Origin of the sequence: Brevibacillus sp. FSL K6-0770, assembly GCF_038000275.1 — a bacterium.
Taxonomy (GTDB): domain Bacteria; phylum Bacillota; class Bacilli; order Brevibacillales; family Brevibacillaceae; genus Brevibacillus; species Brevibacillus parabrevis.
The window spans coordinates 764,319-783,733 of sequence record NZ_JBBOBQ010000001.1 but is presented as its reverse complement, the minus strand read 5'-3'; the positions used below and the strand labels follow the sequence as shown (position 1 = coordinate 783,733).

Genomic DNA, 19,415 nt, shown 5'->3' with positions numbered 1-19,415 from the left:
ACAATCCCCACCTATCTCTTTATCTTTGGTAAAAAACACGACAAACCTGATTGTAGCATCGCAACTCAGAAAATTCCATGAAATCCCTTGTGAAAACTCGTATTTTTCCCCGATTTTTGCCGAAATTGCTCGACTTTCATCGAAATCGCTCGCCAATTGGAAAAAGGTTGCTTTGACATCGCACGAAGGAACATTTACACTAATTAATGTTTCATGTGATTAATTATTAACTAACGATACTATTAACCATGGAAAGCAGGAGCGATAAACATGTCCAGTCAGTCTTCCCTTACCGATTTCGAACAGCTCTACATCCAGGTGCAGCGAAGTGTATCCGCCAATTGGCACAAGCGCCTGGACCCGCTCGTATCCGCTTCCCAAGCCATGATTTTGCGCATGCTCGACAAAAACGGCCCGCAAAAAGCTTCCACTCTGGCAGAGCAGCTGCGCATTACTCCCGGAGCCGTCACCAGTCTTTCCGATAAATTGATCGCCTGTGGCTATGCCAGCCGAAGTCGCGTCAGTCACGACCGTCGGGTGGTCTATCTGGAAATAACCGAGCGAGGCAGCGAGGTTTTGCAGCAGTACAAAATCGAGCTGAAGCGGACAGTGGCAGATTTGTTTGCCGGATTGTCAGACGAAGATCTGGCACAGCTGAACCGTATCTACCGCCAAGTTTTGCATAACATCGAAAGCGCAAGAGAGGAGAATCAAGCATGAGTGAGTTAACGGACAAGAAGAAAATTACGATCATGATTGCGATCATTACCGCCATGTTTTTTTCAGCTATCAACCAAACGATTATCGGTGTCGCCATGCCGCGCATCATCGCCAAGCTGGGCGGGATGGATTACTACTCGTGGGCGATCACGATTTACTTGCTGACGTCAACAGTCGCCTCCGTACTGGTCGGAAAGCTGTCGGACATTTATGGACGAAAGCCGTTTTTATTGGCCGGGATTGGACTGTTTAGCATCGGGGCCTTGCTGTCTGGCTTCTCGGGAACGATTTTTCAATTGATCACCTATCGGGCGATTCAAGGCGCTGGTGCCGGGATTATTATGTCGACCGCTTTTACCGCCATGGGCGATTTGTACGAACCACGGGAAAGAGCCAAATGGACAGGGGTCATGAGCGCTGTGTTCGGCGTCTCCAGTGTGGCTGGCCCGCTCTTGGGCGGGTATATCGTCGATCATCTGGACTGGCATTGGGTGTTCTGGATTTTCTTGCCGATTGGCGTGATCGCTTTTACTTTGATCCTGCTTCACTTCCCGCGCGTGGAAAAACGTCAGGGTGAATCGGTGGACTACTTCGGCTCCCTGTTTTTGACGACGACCATCGTGCCGATGCTGCTTGCTTTTTCCTGGGCAGGAGACGGCCCGAACAAATACGCCTGGGGCTCCTGGCAAATCATCAGTCTGCTCGCTGTCACCGTCGTCTCTTTGGGCATCTTCCTGTGGACAGAGACAAAAGTAAAAACGCCCGTCCTGCCGCTTGGCTTGTTTAAAAACAGCGTGTTTACCGTCTCCAACCTGGTCGGCTTCTTCCTGAACGCCGGGATGATGGGTGCGATCATTTACGTGCCGTTCTTCGTCCAGGGGGTAAAAGGCATCTCGCCAACCATGGCCGGCTACGTCGCCATGCCGATGTCGATTGCCATGCTCGTGACCTCGGCACTCGCCGGTCAATTGATGACGAAGACAGGCAAGTACAAAAAAATGGCGATCAGCGGACTGCTCGTCATGACAGCCGGGATGGTGCTGATGTACTTCATGGTGCCAAGCACCCCGATTTATTTGCTCGTCCTGTACATGATCATTCTCGGACTGGGTATGGGGATCGCCATGCCAGTATTCTCCCTGACGGTGCAAAATGCCGTCGCTCCGAAAGAGCTTGGGGTCGCGACCGCCACTTCCCAACTGTTCCGCAACCTCGGCGGTACGATCGGGATTGCAGTCATGGGCAGCGTCATGAGCGCCAGCATGACCACGAAAATGACCCAGCTCTCCGCTGGAATGGGGCAGGCAGGCGCGATGCCGAACGATCCGGCCTTGGCCGAGAAGCTGGCGCTGTTTAGCAATCCGCAAAATCTGCTCGATCAGCCGAAGATCGAAGCAGCTCTGCACAGCTTGTCGCCGGAATCGCAAGCCGCCTTTGTTCACGTGCTGGATATGATCCGCGATGCCATGAGCTACGGCATTACCACGACCTTTTTGACAGGAGCAATCGTGGCTGGCTTCGCTGTCGTGATCGCTCTGTTCCTGAAAGAAATCCCGCTGCGCGGGCAAAGCCAGAAGCAACCGGAAAAACGCGCAGCTGACAACAGCAGTGAGTGGGACGGCGTTCAGCCTGGAAAAGCTTGATCATTGATCATAAACATGGATCATTCGCCGCGTTTTTCGGAAACGGAGACGCCAAAAAGACGCCAGTATCGTGCTGGCGTCTTTTTGCGTTGCATCGCGCTCCTCAACCACAAGCGCCAGCCCCTCGTCGCACCGCTTGCTCCCTTACAACTCGGCTCGCCCGGTCCGAATGGCATGAGCGTAATCCATCCGGCCCGCCGCTTCCGCTTTTTGGGCCGCCTGTTCACAGTCGTACGGAAGCAACACCTGCTCCAACTTCCACCCCTCATCCTGCTGCTGCAAAACGGCGTATTTGGCATGCGGCGTCATCGATTCCATCGAGTGGGGATAAGGCGTCTCCTCAAAATAAGCTGGCAGCCCCACGCTTCCCGGATTGACGATCCACTTTCCATCCGGCAGCCACATGGACCGCTGCACATGCGTATGCCCGCAAACGATGATCTTTTGCGGCACAGCAGCAAGCTCAATCATCAACTCAGTCACGCTTTTGTCGTCAGTCCCGTACGGCGCCACCCTTTCCATCAAGTAGGCATCGTCGGCAAAAGGCGTTCCGTGGCAAAACAGAGCATCCTCGTACACATATGACTTTTGAAATGTCCGCAGCCAATCCAGCACCTCCTGACCAAGCAGCGGCTTCACATACTCATAGGTGGGAGATTCGAAATGATCCTGCAACAAATACCGATCGCAATTGCCCATGATGGAAACGATTGAAGGGCGGTTCATCAAAAGCTGTGCCGTTTCGACCGGAGCAATCGGGCCGAACAGCGTGTCCCCCAGATCGACGATAACTTGAATCCCCCGTGAATCGATGTCCTGGAGTACAGCTTCGAGCGCATAAACGTTGCTATGTATGTCAGAGATAACGGCTATGGAATGATGGTGCTTCAAGACAGATCGCTCCTTCTCACATAGTGCTTATCATCCATCATACCGCTCCACACCTGGATGCTCCAGCAAAATGAAGAGAACAGCCGGGTATTCAAACTTTCTGTAAATAGTATGTCACTTTCGTTAAATAGATTGATTAAATTCCGAAATTAGCTAATATTAGTATAACGCATTTAAAGAACCTGGCTCGGACGAACCTTTTGCAACAGGAGGCTGCTGTCATGAACTATGTCAAATCGGTGCTCAGGCAATTCTCGATTCCGTCTTTGCTTCAGTTGATTTTGAACATCTCTCTGATTGTTTTGGCCGTCATCCTCTGCGTCCTGCTCGTCAAGGAATTGATCCACTTTGGCAAAATGATGCTTTCTGCCGATTCGACCTTGAACGAATTTCTGGAAGCCATCATCGCCTTTTTTCTCTACTTCGAATTTATCGCCATGATCGTGAAGTATTTTCGCGAAAACTATCATTTTCCCCTGCGCTACTTTTTGTACATCGGCATCACGGCGATGGTTCGCCTGATCATCGTCGATCACCACAATCCGCTCAACACACTGATTTACTCCGGCGTGATTCTGATTTTGATTGTCAGCTATTACATCATCAACAAAACTCCGGTCGAGCGGCCAGGGAAGTAAATAACGCATCATGCCTGCAAATCGGGGATGTCTTTTTCACGGAAAAGGCATCCTCTTTTTTCTTTTTCAAAAAAAGTTTGAGAGGGGGCACTGCTGCTGATCGTCTATAGTAATGTAAGCAAGCAAAACGGTCATGAACGTTTTGCCGAGTGCTGCGCAGCACCTTTTTTGCAAGGAGGATTGCATCATGCAGGACGATCGGGAGGTCATTGCGGAGGTTCTTGCAGGCAATAAAGAAGCTTATGCTCTGATCGTCAACAAATACAAAGGAAAAATCGCATCGATACTCCGGCGAAACTTGAGCCCTTCCCTTGAGGTTGAAGATATTGTCCAGGAAGTATTTATCAAGGCGTACTACAGCTTGCCCGACTATCGCCCGGCCCACTCGTTCCCGGCATGGTTGTACCGGATTGCCATCAACCGGGGAATTGACGAGTTGCGCAAACGAAAGCGCACGCCTGCCGTAACGGAAATGAACATGGAGCTACAGGACGAATGCCCTGTCCCGCTGGAAGAGTATTTGGCAAAAGAAGAACGCCACACTTTATGGCAGCAACTGAAGAGACTGGATCAGTCGTACAGGACGATCCTTGATTTGCACTATCTCCAGCACCTCAGCTACAAGGAAATTGGCAGCAAGCTGTCGTTATCGCCAGATGCCGTACGAATGCGCTTGTCCTACGCCCGCAAAAAGCTGCGGGAACAGCTTGAAAAGCAGGAGAAAAAAGGGGGTGCCCCGCTGTGAATTGCCTTTCGCCGCAAGAACTGGAAGCTTATCTGGACGACCGTTTAGCGCAAACAGACAGACAAAAGTGGGAGCAGCATCTCGATCATTGCCCCCGCTGCCAGCAACAGCTTGAAGCGTACATCGACTGTCTCGCCCAAGCGAATGAACCATGGGCTGAAACAATCAGTGCGGACTTGGAGCAAAAAGTTATCCAGTCACTCTCGCCGCATCCTGTGAGCATTTTAAGCCGCACTGCCGATGCCCGTGCAGCTACACCCGCTCGCCAGAAAAAAAGGAGTATGACCGTCATGAAAAATGTATCCATTGCCGCTGCGGCATTAGCGCTTGTCGTTTCAGGAGGAATGCTCGTTTCTCCTACTTTTTCCAGCTATGTCAATGCTGCTTTTGCAAGTAAGCCGCTAAACAATCAAGCTCCTGCGCCTGCTGTCTCCAAAACCATCCTGGGTCAATTTGGCGACGACGGAATACGCCAGGCAGTCCAAAACGGATTCACGCAATTCCCGCAGGCACAAGTGACTGATCAAGGAATCACTTTTGCCGTTCAAGAGGTAATCGCAGACCCGCTTCGCATTCAACTGGCAGCCTCCATCACCGATCAAGCGGGAAAACCGCTGGAAGTATTCTGGCAGGATATGTATCAGCAAGGAGCAAAAAAACCCGTCGTGACGTTGAAAGACAAACAAGGAAACATTTTGCAGCCTGCTGATCTCGCTGAGGCAGGACGCTGGGAAAACCCGAACGACGAGTGGAAAAGCCAGCGAAACATGGCTGGACAACTTTTCCTGGAACGCGAGCTGAAAACGTATTTCCCGGATGCAAGCAAGATTCCTGACGAACTTGTTGTCGAGTTCTCCATCCAGCAAATGGACGAGACAAAAGGAAACTGGAAGCTGTCCGTTCCTGTGAATATGCAAAAAGCAAAAGCGGCGACGCGCTCACAGGCGATTCACAAAAGCTACACGACGCCGCAAGGAATTACTTTTACGTTGCAAGAGATGACGTTTGCCCCAACAGGGGTCGAGCTGGTCATTGACCGGAGCGCAAACACCGACAAATCGGCCAGCTACAGCTACGAGCTTGTGGATGATCGCGGCACTGTTATTGCCGCTCGCGATCCCCAGATGTTTACCGCGAGAGTGAACAAGTCACAGAACGACATTCGTTCCATGTCAGACGTCCCGTTCCAGTCGATTGAGGGGGGCTACCGAAACTTCCACTACTTCCAGCCAATCGATCCCAAAACGAAGCTGTCTTTCAAGCTAGGCTCCGTCTACACGGAGGAACCGACTGATTTTCGCGTCAAAATCGACCTAGAACAACTCGAAAAACAGCCTGTGCTCGCCGCAGATCACGAAGACCGCTTCACCTTCAAAAAATTTGTGAAGGACCCTGATCGAGCCGTTGATGTGGAAGGATACGACGATGGCGCATACAAGGTAAACCCGGATGGCACTACAACGAAAATAGAAGGGCACCATATCGCCTATGACATCACGCTAGGCAAAAATACCGCGCCGCTCTTAACAGCTCCTGCGTATTGGACGATCACAGATGAAACCGGAAAAGAGCATGACACAGACTTCTACACGGACAAATCCGAACTCGTAAACGGCCTGGCGCATTTTGCTGGAACGATGCTGGTGAAGGACAGCGAACCACTTCCGAAAGAGCTGATCATTACTTCGACGAAGCGCATGGTCAAACATGACGATGCTGAATGGCAAGTGCGGATTTTGAATGGCAAGTAAGTAAACATTCATACGAAAAAGGCTGGCAGTTCAGCGGACTGTCAGCCTTTTTCTATGGAAGTGTCCCGGCGTTGTTCATGAAAGTGGCTGCGGGCACTTACGGTCTTTTGATTGAAAGAAATTTGCGATGAAAAGCGATGCAGAATGCCTTCTTTTTATGCCTATTTGACTTGATCGCGGATCACAAACGACACCGTCGTCCCTTCCCCCGGCTTGCTCTGGATGGACAAGCCTTTGCCGTACATTTGCGTCAGTCTGCGGTGCGTATTGGACACGCCGATTCCGCCTTTTTCCTTCGTGGCGAGGTCCAGGATTCGCTCCACGATTTCCTTGTTCATTCCGACACCGTCGTCCTGCACTTCAAACCGGGTAGCGTCTTCCTGCCGCACAATTCGTATCCGCAAGGTTCCGCCCTCGATCTGGCTCAAAAGGCCGTGGTTGACGGCATTTTCGACCAACGGCTGGATGGTGAGCGGCGGGATGAGCACGGTTTCGCAGCCAGGGTCGACCTCCCACTCGATGGACAAGCGCTCGCCGAAGCGTTCCTTTTCGATGTACAAGTACGACTCGACCAGTTCCAGCTCGTGGGAGAGCGGCACCCGTTCGCCTGTGTTCAGGAAGTCGAAGCTGATCCGCAAAAACGAAGTAAACGCGTCTCCGAGATTGCGCATCTTTTCTGTATCGAAGTCACTCAAAGCCAAGATGGAGCTGAGTGTGTTAAACAAAAAATGAGGGTGAATTTGCGCCTGCAAATACGCTGCCTCCATGCGCAAGCGCTCATCGACGGTTTGTTTCAGCGTCGTCAGCGACCAGACCCGGTATTTCAGCTCCATGCCGTCGACAGGTTTGCAAATATAATCGTTGGCCCCGGCCAAATACCCGGTGTATATGTCTTCCGGCTGGCTTCGCGCGGTCAAAAGCAAGATCGGCAGTTCAGACAGTGTGAAGTGCTCCCGGATTTTCTGCGTCAGCTCATAGCCCGACATGTGCGGCATCATGACATCCATAATGATCAAGTCCCACTGCTTGGCGAAAAGCAGATCAAGCGCGTCTCTCGCTGACGTGCACGTCGTAATCTGATACGGCGACAAAATTCGCTCCAGCACTTTGAGATTGACCGGATCGTCATCCACAGCCAAAATGTTGGCACCTCGTTCGGCAAATGAACGGGCCGCCGTGTGCAGGGAAGACCAGGAAGGGTAAAACTCGTTGCGCGCGGACTTGGTTAATACAGGCACCTGGTACACCTTTTCGCCCGAACGCTCCCGCTCCCGGTTGTTCTCCACACTTGCCATGCTTTCCGGCTCTGCCACCACCGGAAGTAGAAAGCTGAAATGCGAGCCTTTGCCTGGCTCGGAATGCACATGCAGCTTGCTGTCGTGCAATTCTACTAGCTGTGCGCAGATTGCAAGCCCCAGGCCAATTCCTCCGCCGTTGTTCACTCTTTGGCCACCTTGCTCATACGGCTTGAATATTCGCGCCTGCGTCTCCTCATCCATTCCGATTCCCGTGTCCGACACACGAATTTCCACCTGATTGCCTACTGCCTCGGCAAAAACGGTGATCGCTCCTTGTTCCGTAAACTTCAAAGCGTTGTGAATCAGGTTGAACAAAATTTGCACGAGACGCTTTTCATCTGCGAGAATCGGCGGCGTCGAATCGGGAACTTCCATCTGCAACTGGATCGGCCTGCCCTCGGCCATATAGGCAAGCATGCTGATCACACCGGAAGTGACCGCCTGAATGCGCAGCGGCTTTTTGTCCAGCACAATATGCTTGTCCTGCAAGCGGACAACATCCAGCAAATCGTCCAGCAGGTGGGACATTCTGCGGCTGATCGTGATGAGCAGCTCCATGTCTTGTGTGCTGCGGCTGCCCATGACGTGTCTTTCGCTCATGACGACCGTCTCCGCAATATTCATGATGCCGTGCAAAGGCGTTCGCAGCTCGTGAGATGTATGCGCGAGAAACTGGTCTTTTTGCTTGTCGGCTTTCTTCAATTGCTCGGTCAGCATCGCCCGCTCTTCGGCATGGCGGAAATACCCTCTGAACCAGTACGCCGAGAAGCTGACCAGAGCGGCGATCAGGTCAACAGGATAATAGACGTTTTTCATGTCGATCAGCTGATACTGCTGCAACACGCCCCAAATCACGTTGGAATACACACTGACAGCGGCGATGAGCAAAAACATCGCATCCTGTTGACTGCGCATCAGCATGCGGACAATGATAAAAGCAAAAAGCAGCAGCGGCCCTAAATAATACAAGGAAAGCAGCTTGGAAGAAAGGTACACCCACTCGGACGATGCCAGCAAAAGGAACAGCGAGTACAGGCTGAGCAAGAACAGGTAAACCCGGAACAGTCTGGAGGTTGTCTCTCCTCCCGCATTGGACAGTCTTCTCACCAGCAAGATCATGAGCAAAGGCTGCCAGATGTAAGACAGCAGTTCGATTTTGAGCGCCCACGCGTACGGAATCGGGAACCAGAGCAGCATCAGGTTGTCGTAGTCAATCACTGTCTTGATCGCGACGCAAAACAACAACAGTAAGAAGAATAAAAATTCCTTTTGGCGCGGCTTGAAGACAAACAGGATACCCGCATACAACCCGTGCAGCAGCAAAATCAAAAAGGTCGCCATTTGCAGGCCAATCGAATACCACCGTTCCGTATCAACCGCCGCCTGCGAGCCGAAGTAAATGTCTTTGATGATTCCTCCGTTGTGCGGCCGCTGAAAATTGGCGCTCTGGATCAGCAGTTCAATGACCTTGGCGTCTCCTGCCGTATACGTGGCTGTGTAGGAAGCCTTCCACGGCTTGGTCGTCTCTGCTGTTGTAGCAGGCACGCCAAGTCCACCGATATGCTCTCCGTTAATCTCAATACGGGAAGCTGCCTCGATTTCCTGAATCCAGAACGTATACGGTTGCTCCAACTGCTGATCGACCAAAATCCGCAGCCGATACGTTCCATAGCCGTACGAATCAGCAGCATTCGGAAAAGCGCTGCTCCAGTCACCGGGTACTTGAACGTATTGCCGCTCCCTTTCCGGCACTTGCTTCAAATCTTTTTGGCTCAGAAAAGCATTCGGGTAAAACTCCCACTGCCCTTTTAACGAAATGGAAGGAGAACGCTCAAAGTCCCATCCACGCATGTCCAGGACACCTTGCTCTACATCAGGATGCTTTGGGTCTGCATTGAGCGAGTACCACATCCAGCGCAGTCCCAAAAGCAGCGCAAGAAAAAAAGTCAGGATGATTGCATACTTCCAGAGAGGCGCTGCTGCGTAATGAGGTATGGTTCGGCTATGTCGTTTCATCATAGTTGCATATTTTCGACATCAACATGTTTATCCCTTTATCCGCCTACGCAAACCGCTCCCCCGAAAAATAGGCGACAAGCGTCCCAAAAGCGATCCACGGTGCAAAAGGCAGCTTTGACTGACAGCTCGCCCGCCCGGCTATGAGCAGCGCCAAACCGTACAATCCCCCCGAAACAGACGAGTAGATCATCGCCCACACAAGCAAATCCGGCGGAAGAAACAGGCCGATCGCCCCGTACAGCTTGACGTCTCCTCCTCCGATTGCGCCATCCGTCACGACTGCGATCAGCAACAACAGCAGAAACACGCCTGCCGCTCCGATCAGCTGAGCGCTAAAATCGCTGCCCTGATAAGGAAACAAGCCGCGCAGCAAAAGAACGGACAGGCAAAAAGGAAGCAGCACGCTATTGGGAATGCGGCGGTCAGCCAAGTCTGCCACCGTGACGAGCACGAGGAAAGAAACAAGCGATAGGCCCAGCAGCAATTCCGCTGTCCAGCCGTATTTCCAGTACGTAAGGGGAAAACACAGCCCTGTCACTGCTTTCATAAACCAAGCGCCTCTCTTGAATCGCTCGCGATCTTTTTGGTCACGCATGCCAACCGCCCGCATCCCGAGCGCTATGCAAGCAGAACCAATCAGCAGACCGCTCCAGCCCAAGCCAAGCGCAAGCAAGATTGCAGACATCTCATCACCTCACTCCACGGAATCCGGAATTATTTCCCTCATTTTAGCTTTGCAAGTTGAGACAAAAAAAGCCGCTCGCTCCCCTCTCTTCCATGCGCAAGCTGATAGCGGTGATACCTTTTCTTTCTCCCGTAGTTTATAGTAAGGAAGGAAATGCACTGTACACCCTTCATGAAAAAGGATGCGAACCATGCGAAAAATCATTGTTGTAGGTGCCGGAATTGTTGGCGCTTCGACGGCGTATCAGTTGGCAAAAAGAGGCGCAGAAGTAATGATTGTCGATCGAAAAGATAAAGGACAGGCAACCGATGCCGCAGCCGGGATCATTTGCCCGTGGCTGTCGCAAAGACGCAATCAAGCCTGGTACAGGTTGGCCAAGGAGGGGGCGCGTTTCTATCCCTCGCTGATTGCCGAGCTGGAACAAAGCGGAGAAACGAACACCGGGTATGCCCGGGTGGGAGCACTCAGCATCCATACAGACAAAGACAAGCTGCTGACTTTGGAAAAACGGGCACTCACGCGCAAAGATGATGCACCGGAGCTGGGGGATGTCTCCACGCTTTCAGCTGACGACACAAAAGCGCTGTTCCCGCCCCTGGACGAAAGCTATGCTTCTGTCCATGTCACAGGAGCCGCTCGCGTGGATGGCCGCGCCTTGCGGGATGCTTTGCTGCGCGCCGCGCAAAAACACGGAGCGTCCCTTTTGTACGAAAGCGCTGAACTCGTTTACGACGGGAACCGGATCACAGGGGTAAAGGCTGGAACGGAGAGCATCACAGCCGACTCTGTCGTGATCTGCGCCGGAGCGTGGGCCAATCACATTTTGCAGCCGCTGGGCGTAAACTTCCAGGTCACCTTCCAAAAAGGGCAAATTGTTCATCTGGAATACGCAGACAGGCAGACAGACAACTGGCCTGTTGTCATTCCTCCAAACGACCAATATTTGCTGGCATTCGATGAACATAAAATGGTGATCGGCGCCACACACGAGAACGATGTGCCAAGCTTCGATACACGCCTTACGCCAGGCGGCTTGCACGAAGTTTTTGCCAAAGCACTGGACATCGCTCCCGAGCTTGCCAACAGTACATTCGTCGAAGCGAGAGTGGGATTCCGTCCGTTCACGCCAGGGTTTCTGCCTGTCATCGGCCCGCTGCCCGGCTGGGAAGGCATTTTTGTTGCCAACGGCCTCGGCGCATCCGGCCTGACGATGGGTCCTTATATCGGCTATCAGATGGCGAAGCTCGCTCTCGATCTGGAAGTGGACATACCGTTAGAGCATTACGACGTGTCAGGTGCCATTGCGGCACAATCCTAGCTAACAGCAACGAGGTCTTATCCTGTAAAGGGATAAGACCTCGCTTCATTTCATACCGCTCAGCTTTATACAAACTGCCTGCTGTCATTGTTTTTCCCGAACCGATAAACCGCGATCAGGGCAAACACGAGGGCAAATCCTCCGAGAATGAGCAAATTCACATACAAGCTTCCCAAGCTCTGGCCTTGCTGTAGCTGATCGATGCTGTCCAAAAGCCAATGCTGCGGCAAAAAGCTCGATATTTTGCGCACGGTCTCAGGCATGATGTTCACCGGGAAATAACAACCTGCGAGCAGGCAGCTCGGGGTAATGATCATATTGCGCATGGCTCCTGCTGCCGATGTGCTTTTGGCAAATGCGACAATCGTCAGCGCAAGCCCGATTGCCGTGAGAGCAAACAGCAGCAGGACAACAATCAACGGGAAGGTCGGCATCCCCGCATCGATATGAAAAATCAGCTTCATCGCCACCAGCGTGACAACAATCTGCAAAAAGATCAGCAGCAAACTGACGACGACATTGGACAGCACGTACGCTCTCGCTGACATCGGCGAGGAAAGCAAGCGCAAGAACGTCCGGTTCTCTTTTTCCTTGAGGATGATCTCGGACAAGTTGGCCGCAGAAAACATCATGAACGTGATCAAGTAGCCAATCGTTTGGTACGACATCATTTTCTCATTCGAGGTGTCAGGCTGCGCCGTCGCTTTAAGCTTGAAAGGATGTTGGCTGTAGCTGTCGTAAATGCGGGCAAAAGCCGCTTCATCGCCTTTTGTCTCCTTGCCGATCGCAGCCACGTTGCCAATATAGCTTTGCAGCATCGCTTTGATGTATGCCGTGACCGACTCGCCTTTGACGGAAACGATGCGGATGTGCCCTGGCTCGCCTGCCTTCACACGATCCGCAAAGCCTTGCTCGAAAATGATGCCGCAGTCCAGATCGCCCGAAGCGATGCGTGCACGCAGCGTCTCCTCATCCAATGGAGTTACCTGAACTTGACCAAGCCCCTCCAAGTAACGGATGACTCCGCTCGTGACCACCTGACTGCCATCTTGATTGACTACCCCGGCCCGGATCGTTCCTGTACTTGCATTGCTGTAAAAAAACAGCGAGATCAAAATCCCGACAATCGGCAGACCAAAGTACAAGAACCAGTTCTTTTTCTTGCGGAACGTATCTTTCAGCGTTTTGCGAATGAGCCACACCATTTCATCCATGTTAAAATGCCTCCCGTCTGCGAATGGAGATGACCGTCAAGACCAGAAACACAGCTGCGATTCCAAGATTCAGTCCGATCACTTTCCAGACGGCGACGATATTGTCCATGTAGATCAGCTCCAACAAAGCCGTATTGATCCAACGCAAAGGAGACAAGTTGGTCAGAAGCGTCAAGATGCCCTCCGTGTTCTCAATCGGAAAATACGCGCCGCCAAAAAACGAAGCGCACTGCAAGAAAATCATCACTACCATGTACGAGCCTTCCTGTTTGGTCAGCAGAAACCCGATGCCAAGTCCCAGGCTCACCGCCAAGAGTACCTCTGTCAACAAAGCAAGCAGAACCAGCCAAAAATGATTGCCCCAGTAAGCATGATAGACAAATTTGCTAAACAGCACGACGACCAGCACACAGAGTGTATTGATGAACACATTGCCGATCATTTTGCCAACCAGAATTTCTCCCTTGCTGATCGGCGCTGCCATCAGGCGGATTGCCGTCTTCCGCGCCCGTTCCGCACCGAACAAATAGTTGGCGGAAATGATCGAGAACAGGGCGATCATCGTTGTCATCGACACGGCGTAGTAATCGATGGAGCCTGGTTTTCTGTCTGCTACAAGCGTTGTTTCCTGAATAAAATCTTTGCTTTCCGCTGCATGTTTCAAGATGTTTGTGCCGACACCCGGACTCGCCTGAAAGGCGGCCGTGCCGAGTGCATAACGATCGGCAAAGGCGACCAGCATCCCTTGCAAAATGCCGCTTTCCACTGTATTTTTGCTGCTGCCGAAAAACGCAATGCCGTCCTTGTCAATCGTCGCATAAGCCGTATAGCGCCCGGAGCTGACTTCCTGGCGCCAATCCATCCCCGGCCTGATCGGGACGACTTCCACCCCTTCTTTTCCGATCGCTTTCGTAAAGCTGTCCCAGTACGCAGACATGTCGTTTTCCGAAAAAGTCGCTTTGTACAGCAGGCGAACCTCCCCGACCGAATGCTTTGACGAAAAAGCATTGGACAAGCCCGCACCCAAAATCAGCATCAGGATGATCGGCAGGGCGAGCATGAAGAGAAACGTTTGCCGATTTCTCACGCTGGAAAGAATCTCTTTTAACGCAATTCTCCAAATAGCCATCTGGCATCTCCCTTTCTCTAGTCCCGCAAGTTTCTGCCTGTCAATGTCAGAAACACCGATTCCAGATTAGGGGCTTGCTCTTCGACAGAGCGAATCTCTACCTGGTCTTTAATCAACTGCTGGATAATCCGGTTCAAATTGTTGACTTCCGACTTCGACACGATTTTGAGCGTGTTTTCTTCCTGGCGCACGGCAGTGACCCCAGCGATTCCTTGCAGCGATTCGATGGAGATCGCTCCATCCGCGCGAAAGCCAATCCAGATTTCTTTCGTGTCTGTAATGATCGATGTCAGTTGCTCTTTTGTGCCTTCCGCAATGATTTTGCCGTGATCCACGATGGCAATGCGGGTACAAATCTCTTCGACTTCTTCCATGTAGTGACTCGTGTAAATGATCGTGCAGCCCATCTCGTTGAGCTTGCGAACCGACTGTAAAATGTAGTTGCGCGACTGCGGATCGATCCCGACTGTCGGCTCATCCATAATGATCAGCTTGGGAAGGTGAGCGATGGCACAAGCGATGTTGAGCCGCCGCTTCATCCCGCCGGAAAAGTTTTTCGGGAAGCTCTGGTGCTTGTCGCCCAATCCGACGAACGCGAGCGCTTCTTCCGTCCGCTCCCGCAGCATCGCTCCCCGCAGACCGTACAAGCCGGCAAAAAAGCTGACGTTTTCATACGCGGTCATGTCTTCGTAAATCGCCAACTCCTGGGGTACGATGCCCGTATTCATTTTGGCGAACTTGCTGTCCTTCACGATGTTTTTGCCGAGCAGAACGATTTCTCCTTTTGTCGGCCGCAACAAGGACGCAATCATGTTGATCGTCGTGCTTTTGCCCGCTCCATTCGCCCCCAAAAAGCCAAAAATCTCTCCTTCGCCGATGTTCAACGTCATATTGTCCACAGCGATAAAATCGCCGAATTTTTTGGTCAAGTTGCGGATTTCGAGTACATGGCTCATCCGACTCAGTCCCTTCGTGGTTATGCCAGTATTGTAATCAAAGAGGATGCCCCTATGTCAGTGCATAAGTTCATCCCCTCGCCGTGAGATTTTTCACTTGTTTTCATGAGAAACATCATTCGTTTCTGTGCGGCAAAAGGGTCGTGACGCGAAAGCCTTTCGTCCCGTCAACGATGACCGTGCCTCCCGCAGAAGCGGCCCGCTCCTCCATCCCCAAGATGCCCAGTCCCTTGACGACCTTTGCCGTGCCGACTCCGTTGTCCTCGACAACAGCCTTGATGAACTTGTTCAGCACCCGCACCTCGATGGAGATGGCTGTCGCCTTGGCGTATTTGAGCGAGTTGGTTACAGCCTCGGTCGCGTTTTGCTGGATGATTTTCCACTGAATCGGAGTCACAGCGTCAATATCTCCTTCAAACGTGAGCGTAGCAGCCACCGTTCCTTTTGCCGACAGTTCGTCCACGAACAGTCTGAGCCGATTGATCCCAAGCTCCTCCGGCCTCGGCTTCACTTCCTTGAGCGTCAGCCTGATGCGCTCCAGCCCTTCTTTGGAAATCGCAATCGCATTGCCCAACAGCTCACTGGCCTTTTCCTGGTCGGTAGCAAGCATCATGCGCGCCGCCCCCATCTGGATCAAAGCGCCAGCCACCGCATGTCCGACATCGTCGTGAATTTGCTGGGAAAGCCGATTGCGCTCCTCCAGCTTGATCGTATATTCGGATTGCCTGATGTATTCGTTGTTTTCGCTCAATGAACGCGACAGCCGCTGCAAATCCGCCCGCAGCCGCTCCCGCTCGCCCTCCAGGGAACGAATTTTTTCCGACAGCATGCTGCTGCATGTGAACAACAAATAGCTGAGCAAGCCGCTTAAAAGGTATACAGGAACCAGTTCCAGCGGGAGCAAAAATCCGCCTGCTCCGATCAGGACAATGCCCAATCCCTTGCCAATGGTTGACGAAGGAAGCAGTTCACATATGTTCATCGGCAAAAGCAGCCAGAGTAAAGGCTCCCAAAAAACCGCACCTGCCGCCACGAGCACCAGAGACAAAGCGGACAGCAAACGCTTGAACTGCGGCTTTTTGAAAATCAGCAAGGAAATGTTGAGCGCAACGTACAGCAAATAGATCAGGATGAGCCACGGGTTCACTTCGGAAGCAAGATGGGCGAGAAACGAAGCGATCATGATATAGCCAAGCACCGTTGCCTTATTTCCAATCGTCCAACGATCCATCGATGAATCTTCTCCTATTCTCCAGACATTCTCGTCTCGCCTGTCAGATAGTAAATGGCGATCTGTGTCCTGTGCTCCAGGCCTGTTTTACTCAGGATAGAAGTAATGTAATTCGCGACTGTCCCTTCCGAAATGAACAGCTTTTTGGCGCTTGCCTTGTTCGACAATCCCTTGGCAATCTGCTCGATGACTCCCAGCTCCCGTTCCCACCACTTCAAAATCGGAAAAGCTCGTCAAAATGATTTTCATGCCTTCTCCTATAAAAGAGTTGTCGTCCGCGATCAACACCTTGATCTTCATCGTGGGCTGCCCCCTGTCCTTCAAGCCCCTCACCGCACTGGCTGCCGATTCCGGCGTCTGTATGATTGGATGAAGCCGCATTTTTAGCAAAACTATTATAACAAAAAAAGTAAATGCAGATGCCATGCATTGGAAATGTATGACGGTTCGAACGAAAAAAACAATTACTTATAGACTGACGGTCAGTCATATGGTAATTTACAACCAACTACCGTCCGTTTTCCAAAAGGAGGAAATCATGAGACGCATCGTCAAAGACCCCGTTACTCGTCGCACCGAGATACTCGAAGCAGCCGGAGAGCTTTTTCGGCAGCAAGGCTATGTCCATACAACCGTGAACGCAATCATCCTGAAAGCTGGCGTAGCGAAAGGAACGTTCTACTACTACTTCAAGTCGAAAGAAGAGATTTTGGAAGCTTTCGTCCAAGGAATGGTCGATCGTCTCGCTGCCGCATATCAGACACTGGCAGACGATCCAAAGCAGACTGCTCTGGAAAAGCTGCGGCAGATGCTGCGGGGGCAAAGCCGGATCGCGCAGCACGAACAGGAATGGATGGACAGCTTGCATCGTCCGGAAAACAGAGAACTGCACGAGCGGCTGAATGTGGCGATCGTGCAAAAAATCGCCCCTGTCTTCGCGCAGGTCGTCGAACAGGGCAACAAGGAGTCCGTGTTTGATGTAGCAGCCCCTCTGGAAACGATCCAGTTTTTGCTCGCAGGCTCGCAGTTTCTCCTGGAATCGAATATTTTCGGCTGGGATCGGGAAGAACAGCTCGCGCGCAGCCGGGCCATGCAGACGATCATTGAGCGAGCATTGGGTGCCGAGCCGGGCGCGTTTGCTTTTTTGGGAGGTGCCATTTGAGCGCCCAAACCAAAGCATTTCGGCAATTTCTCGTCGTCTGGTCCGGGCAGTTTTTGTCGGCGGTCGGAAGCGGGCTGACCGCTTTTGCCCTGGGTGTCTACGTCTTTCAGACGACCCATTCCAGCACGAGCTTCTCGCTGGTCATCCTCTTTTCCTTTTTGCCGAGCTTTCTGCTCCTGCCCTTTGGCGGGGTGCTGGCAGACCGCTTCGATCGCACCCGGATGATGATCATCGGTGATATCGGCTCGATTATCGGCATTATGTTCATCTGGTTTGTCATCTGGACCGGACAAATGGAGCTGTGGCATATATACGCAGGTGTGGGGATCAGTTCGATCTCGACTGCGCTCCAGACGCCCGCCTATAAAGCGGCGGTGACGGACATGGTTTCGGAAGAGCAATACTCGCAGGCGAGCGGCCTGATTCAACTGGCAGGTTCTGCGCAGTATCTCCTGTCGCCGATCCTCGCAGGCTTTTTGCTTGGCTTCTTTGACATCCAGATCGTGCTGCTGATCGATATGCTTACGTTTTTGCTGGCGGTTGTGGCTGTGCTGCTGGTCATGAACAAGGGCAGCAAACCACAGCCCGCGGATGAAAGCCGCGATTTTTTCGGCGAGCTGTCCGAGTCGTTCCGATATCTGCTCTCGCAAAAAGGCGTGTTTTTGCTCGTCCTGCTCATGTCTGTCGTTTGCTTTTACATCGGGCTTCTGCAATCGCTGTTCAGTCCGATGATGCTGACGTTGACCGACTCCAAAGTGCTGGGAATCTCGCTTTCCCTGGCGGCGTCCGGGATGCTCGCCAGCAGTCTGTTCATCGGGGTGAAAGGACTTGGCAACAACAAGCCGAAGATTCTTTCCTTTTCACTGGCGCTTGCCGGGCTGTTTTATGCACTGATGGGTACGTTTCCGGCAGTCGTTCCGATCGTCGTGTTCGGCTTCCTCTTTTTCGCCGCGCTGCCTTTCGTCAACACCAGTCTGGAAGTATTGATCCGAACGAATATCGACAATGAGAAGCAAGGGCGCGTCTGGTCGATGGTGTCAGCCATATCCCAAGTAGGCTTGCTGCTCGCTTTCGGTTCGGCAGGCTTTCTCGCCGACCATTTTTTCTCTCCCCTTCTCGCACAAAATGGCGCACTTGCTGACACGGTTGGACAGCTCATCGGAACAGGAGCAGGCAGAGGGATCGGCTTTTTGTTCATGCTTTCCGGTGTGATGGTTTTTGTACTCGCTATCGTGATCGGGCGGGTGCAAAAAATCCGGGAGCTGAAGCTGGGAACGGTAGAAGAAAAAGCATAGCAGACAATGGAACGCAAAAAGCCGGACCCCCACTTGAGGCGGTTTCCGGCTCGTTTCTTTTTACGGCTGACTACCAAAAATACAATTCCTCTGGCAAAACTTCGTCGAATTGTGGACTACCGCTCTCGTCTATCTCCACCTGGATGCCTTTTTTTGGCCAAAGTGGCCAGCTCCTGCTTCGTTTTGGCACTGGCTTTTTCCAGCAGTGGATTCATCGACAAGCATATATAACCTTTGGGGGCAAAGCCGCCTTTCTGTACATTGAGCAACAATCCGTCCAAGTTTTTGACTTGGTTCTGTTTCAGATTCAGCCAGATCAGCTTCGTCATGGATTGCAGCGGTGCCATCCATGAGCGCCTTCAAATTGCGCAGCCCTGCCAGCGGCTTTACTGTTTGATCATGTAGCGGATTGTCTATGACGAGTTGCAGCACCTCCAGATTTTTCATCTGACCAAGCGGCTGCAGGTTCGTCACTTCGTTGTCAATTACGTGGATTTCCTTCATTCGTGTGCTGTTTTGCAGGCGTTCCAGCAGTTGGCTGACATCGGTCGCTCCGCTATATCTGTATATGAACAGCTTTTGCAGTTGCTTCAATTGTTTGAGTGAATCGATATTTTTTACCTCCGCGTAGTGCATGCTCAAATCCTCAATACGCTGGAGTGGACTGACATCGGCAATCGCCACAACACTGAACGATGCCTTTTTTAGCTTCGGCAATTT

16 protein-coding genes and 1 pseudogene are annotated in these 19,415 nt (G+C 52.0%); 8 read left to right on the top strand and 9 right to left on the bottom strand.

Annotation, left to right across the window (positions count from 1 at the left end):
• Nucleotides 1-270: 270 nt before the first annotated feature.
• Entirely contained in the window at nt 271-720 is a 450-nt protein-coding gene (locus NST23_RS04010; protein WP_173597158.1) for a MarR family winged helix-turn-helix transcriptional regulator, read from the top strand.
• Nucleotides 717-2,363, top strand: a complete 1,647-nt coding sequence (locus NST23_RS04005) for an MDR family MFS transporter (RefSeq protein WP_173597159.1) — start codon at nt 717-719, stop codon at nt 2,361-2,363. The genes NST23_RS04010 and NST23_RS04005 overlap by 4 nt, the downstream gene beginning before the upstream one ends.
• Nucleotides 2,364-2,507: 144 nt before the next feature.
• Here NST23_RS04005 and NST23_RS04000 read toward each other — a convergent pair whose 3' ends face one another.
• Nucleotides 2,508-3,254, bottom strand: a complete 747-nt coding sequence (locus NST23_RS04000) for a metallophosphoesterase family protein (RefSeq protein WP_173597160.1) — start codon at nt 3,252-3,254, stop codon at nt 2,508-2,510.
• Between the two features lie 221 nt (nt 3,255-3,475).
• Here NST23_RS04000 and psiE point away from each other — a divergent pair, with 221 nt between their 5' ends.
• The 3 genes from psiE (at nt 3,476) to NST23_RS03985 (ending at nt 6,388) form a co-directional block, all read left to right on the top strand.
• Nucleotides 3,476-3,892 carry a phosphate-starvation-inducible protein PsiE gene (psiE, locus tag NST23_RS03995; protein ID WP_173597161.1) on the top strand — a complete coding sequence of 139 codons (417 nt, stop codon included), beginning with the start codon at nt 3,476-3,478 and terminating at the stop codon, nt 3,890-3,892.
• A gap of 187 nt (nt 3,893-4,079) precedes the next feature.
• A complete protein-coding gene (locus NST23_RS03990) occupies nt 4,080-4,637 on the top strand; it encodes an RNA polymerase sigma factor (protein WP_173597162.1) in 558 nt (185 codons plus the stop codon).
• Nucleotides 4,634-6,388 carry a DUF4179 domain-containing protein gene (locus NST23_RS03985; RefSeq protein ID WP_173597163.1) on the top strand — a complete coding sequence of 585 codons (1,755 nt, stop codon included), beginning with the start codon at nt 4,634-4,636 and terminating at the stop codon, nt 6,386-6,388. The genes NST23_RS03990 and NST23_RS03985 overlap by 4 nt, the downstream gene beginning before the upstream one ends.
• Before the next feature lie 161 nt (nt 6,389-6,549).
• On the opposite strand, the gene NST23_RS03980 is transcribed toward NST23_RS03985, so the two are convergent.
• Both NST23_RS03980 and NST23_RS03975 read right to left on the bottom strand, forming a co-directional pair.
• Nucleotides 6,550-9,702, bottom strand: a complete 3,153-nt coding sequence (locus NST23_RS03980; protein ID WP_173597192.1) for a hybrid sensor histidine kinase/response regulator — start codon at nt 9,700-9,702, stop codon at nt 6,550-6,552.
• 46 nt (nt 9,703-9,748) lie between these two features.
• Nucleotides 9,749-10,390 (bottom strand): prepilin peptidase, encoded by a 642-nt coding sequence (locus NST23_RS03975; RefSeq protein ID WP_122966336.1) that lies wholly within the window; start codon nt 10,388-10,390, stop codon nt 9,749-9,751.
• Nucleotides 10,391-10,580: 190 nt separating this feature from the next.
• Here NST23_RS03975 and NST23_RS03970 point away from each other — a divergent pair, with 190 nt between their 5' ends.
• Complete coding sequence (locus tag NST23_RS03970; protein ID WP_122966337.1) at nt 10,581-11,708, top strand: NAD(P)/FAD-dependent oxidoreductase; 1,128 nt, start codon at nt 10,581-10,583, stop codon at nt 11,706-11,708.
• A 65-nt stretch (nt 11,709-11,773) separates the two neighbouring features.
• On the opposite strand, the gene NST23_RS03965 is transcribed toward NST23_RS03970, so the two are convergent.
• The 5 genes and pseudogenes from NST23_RS03965 to NST23_RS03945 all read right to left on the bottom strand — a co-directional run.
• Nucleotides 11,774-12,922: an ABC transporter permease gene (locus NST23_RS03965; protein ID WP_173598702.1), complete on the bottom strand. Its 1,149-nt coding sequence runs from the start codon at nt 12,920-12,922 to the stop codon at nt 11,774-11,776.
• A gap of 1 nt (nt 12,923) precedes the next feature.
• A complete protein-coding gene (locus NST23_RS03960) occupies nt 12,924-14,051 on the bottom strand; it encodes an ABC transporter permease (RefSeq protein WP_173598703.1) in 1,128 nt (375 codons plus the stop codon).
• 17 nt (nt 14,052-14,068) lie between these two features.
• Nucleotides 14,069-15,007 (bottom strand): ABC transporter ATP-binding protein, encoded by a 939-nt coding sequence (locus NST23_RS03955; protein WP_122966340.1) that lies wholly within the window; start codon nt 15,005-15,007, stop codon nt 14,069-14,071.
• 115 nt (nt 15,008-15,122) lie between these two features.
• Entirely contained in the window at nt 15,123-16,238 is a 1,116-nt protein-coding gene (locus NST23_RS03950; RefSeq protein ID WP_287102276.1) for a sensor histidine kinase, read from the bottom strand.
• A 14-nt stretch (nt 16,239-16,252) separates the two neighbouring features.
• Nucleotides 16,253-16,444 (bottom strand): annotated as a pseudogene (locus tag NST23_RS03945) (response regulator transcription factor); the annotation flags it as partial.
• Between the two features lie 332 nt (nt 16,445-16,776).
• On the opposite strand from NST23_RS03945, the gene NST23_RS03940 reads away from it, so the two are divergent.
• Together NST23_RS03940 and NST23_RS03935 are read left to right on the top strand one after the other, a co-directional pair.
• A complete protein-coding gene (locus NST23_RS03940) occupies nt 16,777-17,400 on the top strand; it encodes a TetR/AcrR family transcriptional regulator (protein WP_287102275.1) in 624 nt (207 codons plus the stop codon).
• Nucleotides 17,397-18,695: an MFS transporter gene (locus NST23_RS03935; protein ID WP_287102274.1), complete on the top strand. Its 1,299-nt coding sequence runs from the start codon at nt 17,397-17,399 to the stop codon at nt 18,693-18,695. The genes NST23_RS03940 and NST23_RS03935 overlap by 4 nt, the downstream gene beginning before the upstream one ends.
• Nucleotides 18,696-18,824: 129 nt before the next feature.
• Here the strand turns inward: NST23_RS03935 and NST23_RS03930 are convergent, their stop codons facing one another.
• Nucleotides 18,825-19,412 carry a hypothetical protein gene (locus tag NST23_RS03930; RefSeq protein WP_287102273.1) on the bottom strand — a complete coding sequence of 196 codons (588 nt, stop codon included), beginning with the start codon at nt 19,410-19,412 and terminating at the stop codon, nt 18,825-18,827.
• Between the last annotated feature and the right edge of the window lie 3 nt (nt 19,413-19,415).

What these genes read in the sequence shown, in the direction of transcription:
- NST23_RS04005 (WP_173597159.1), top strand. Translation starts at nt 717, where the DNA reads ATGAGTGAGTTAACGGACAAGAAGAAAATTACGATCATGATTGCGATC.
- NST23_RS03990 (WP_173597162.1), top strand. Translation starts at nt 4,080, where the DNA reads ATGCAGGACGATCGGGAGGTCATTGCGGAGGTTCTTGCAGGCAATAAA.
- NST23_RS03970 (WP_122966337.1), top strand. Translation starts at nt 10,581, where the DNA reads ATGCGAAAAATCATTGTTGTAGGTGCCGGAATTGTTGGCGCTTCGACG.
- NST23_RS04010 (WP_173597158.1), top strand. Translation starts at nt 271, where the DNA reads ATGTCCAGTCAGTCTTCCCTTACCGATTTCGAACAGCTCTACATCCAG.
- NST23_RS03975 (WP_122966336.1), bottom strand. Translation starts at nt 10,390, where the DNA reads ATGTCTGCAATCTTGCTTGCGCTTGGCTTGGGCTGGAGCGGTCTGCTG.
- psiE (WP_173597161.1), top strand. Translation starts at nt 3,476, where the DNA reads ATGAACTATGTCAAATCGGTGCTCAGGCAATTCTCGATTCCGTCTTTG.
- NST23_RS03980 (WP_173597192.1), bottom strand. Translation starts at nt 9,702, where the DNA reads ATGAAACGACATAGCCGAACCATACCTCATTACGCAGCAGCGCCTCTC.
- NST23_RS03955 (WP_122966340.1), bottom strand. Translation starts at nt 15,007, where the DNA reads ATGAGCCATGTACTCGAAATCCGCAACTTGACCAAAAAATTCGGCGAT.
- NST23_RS03960 (WP_173598703.1), bottom strand. Translation starts at nt 14,051, where the DNA reads ATGGCTATTTGGAGAATTGCGTTAAAAGAGATTCTTTCCAGCGTGAGA.
- NST23_RS03950 (WP_287102276.1), bottom strand. Translation starts at nt 16,238, where the DNA reads ATGGATCGTTGGACGATTGGAAATAAGGCAACGGTGCTTGGCTATATC.
- NST23_RS03965 (WP_173598702.1), bottom strand. Translation starts at nt 12,922, where the DNA reads ATGGATGAAATGGTGTGGCTCATTCGCAAAACGCTGAAAGATACGTTC.
- NST23_RS03940 (WP_287102275.1), top strand. Translation starts at nt 16,777, where the DNA reads ATGAGACGCATCGTCAAAGACCCCGTTACTCGTCGCACCGAGATACTC.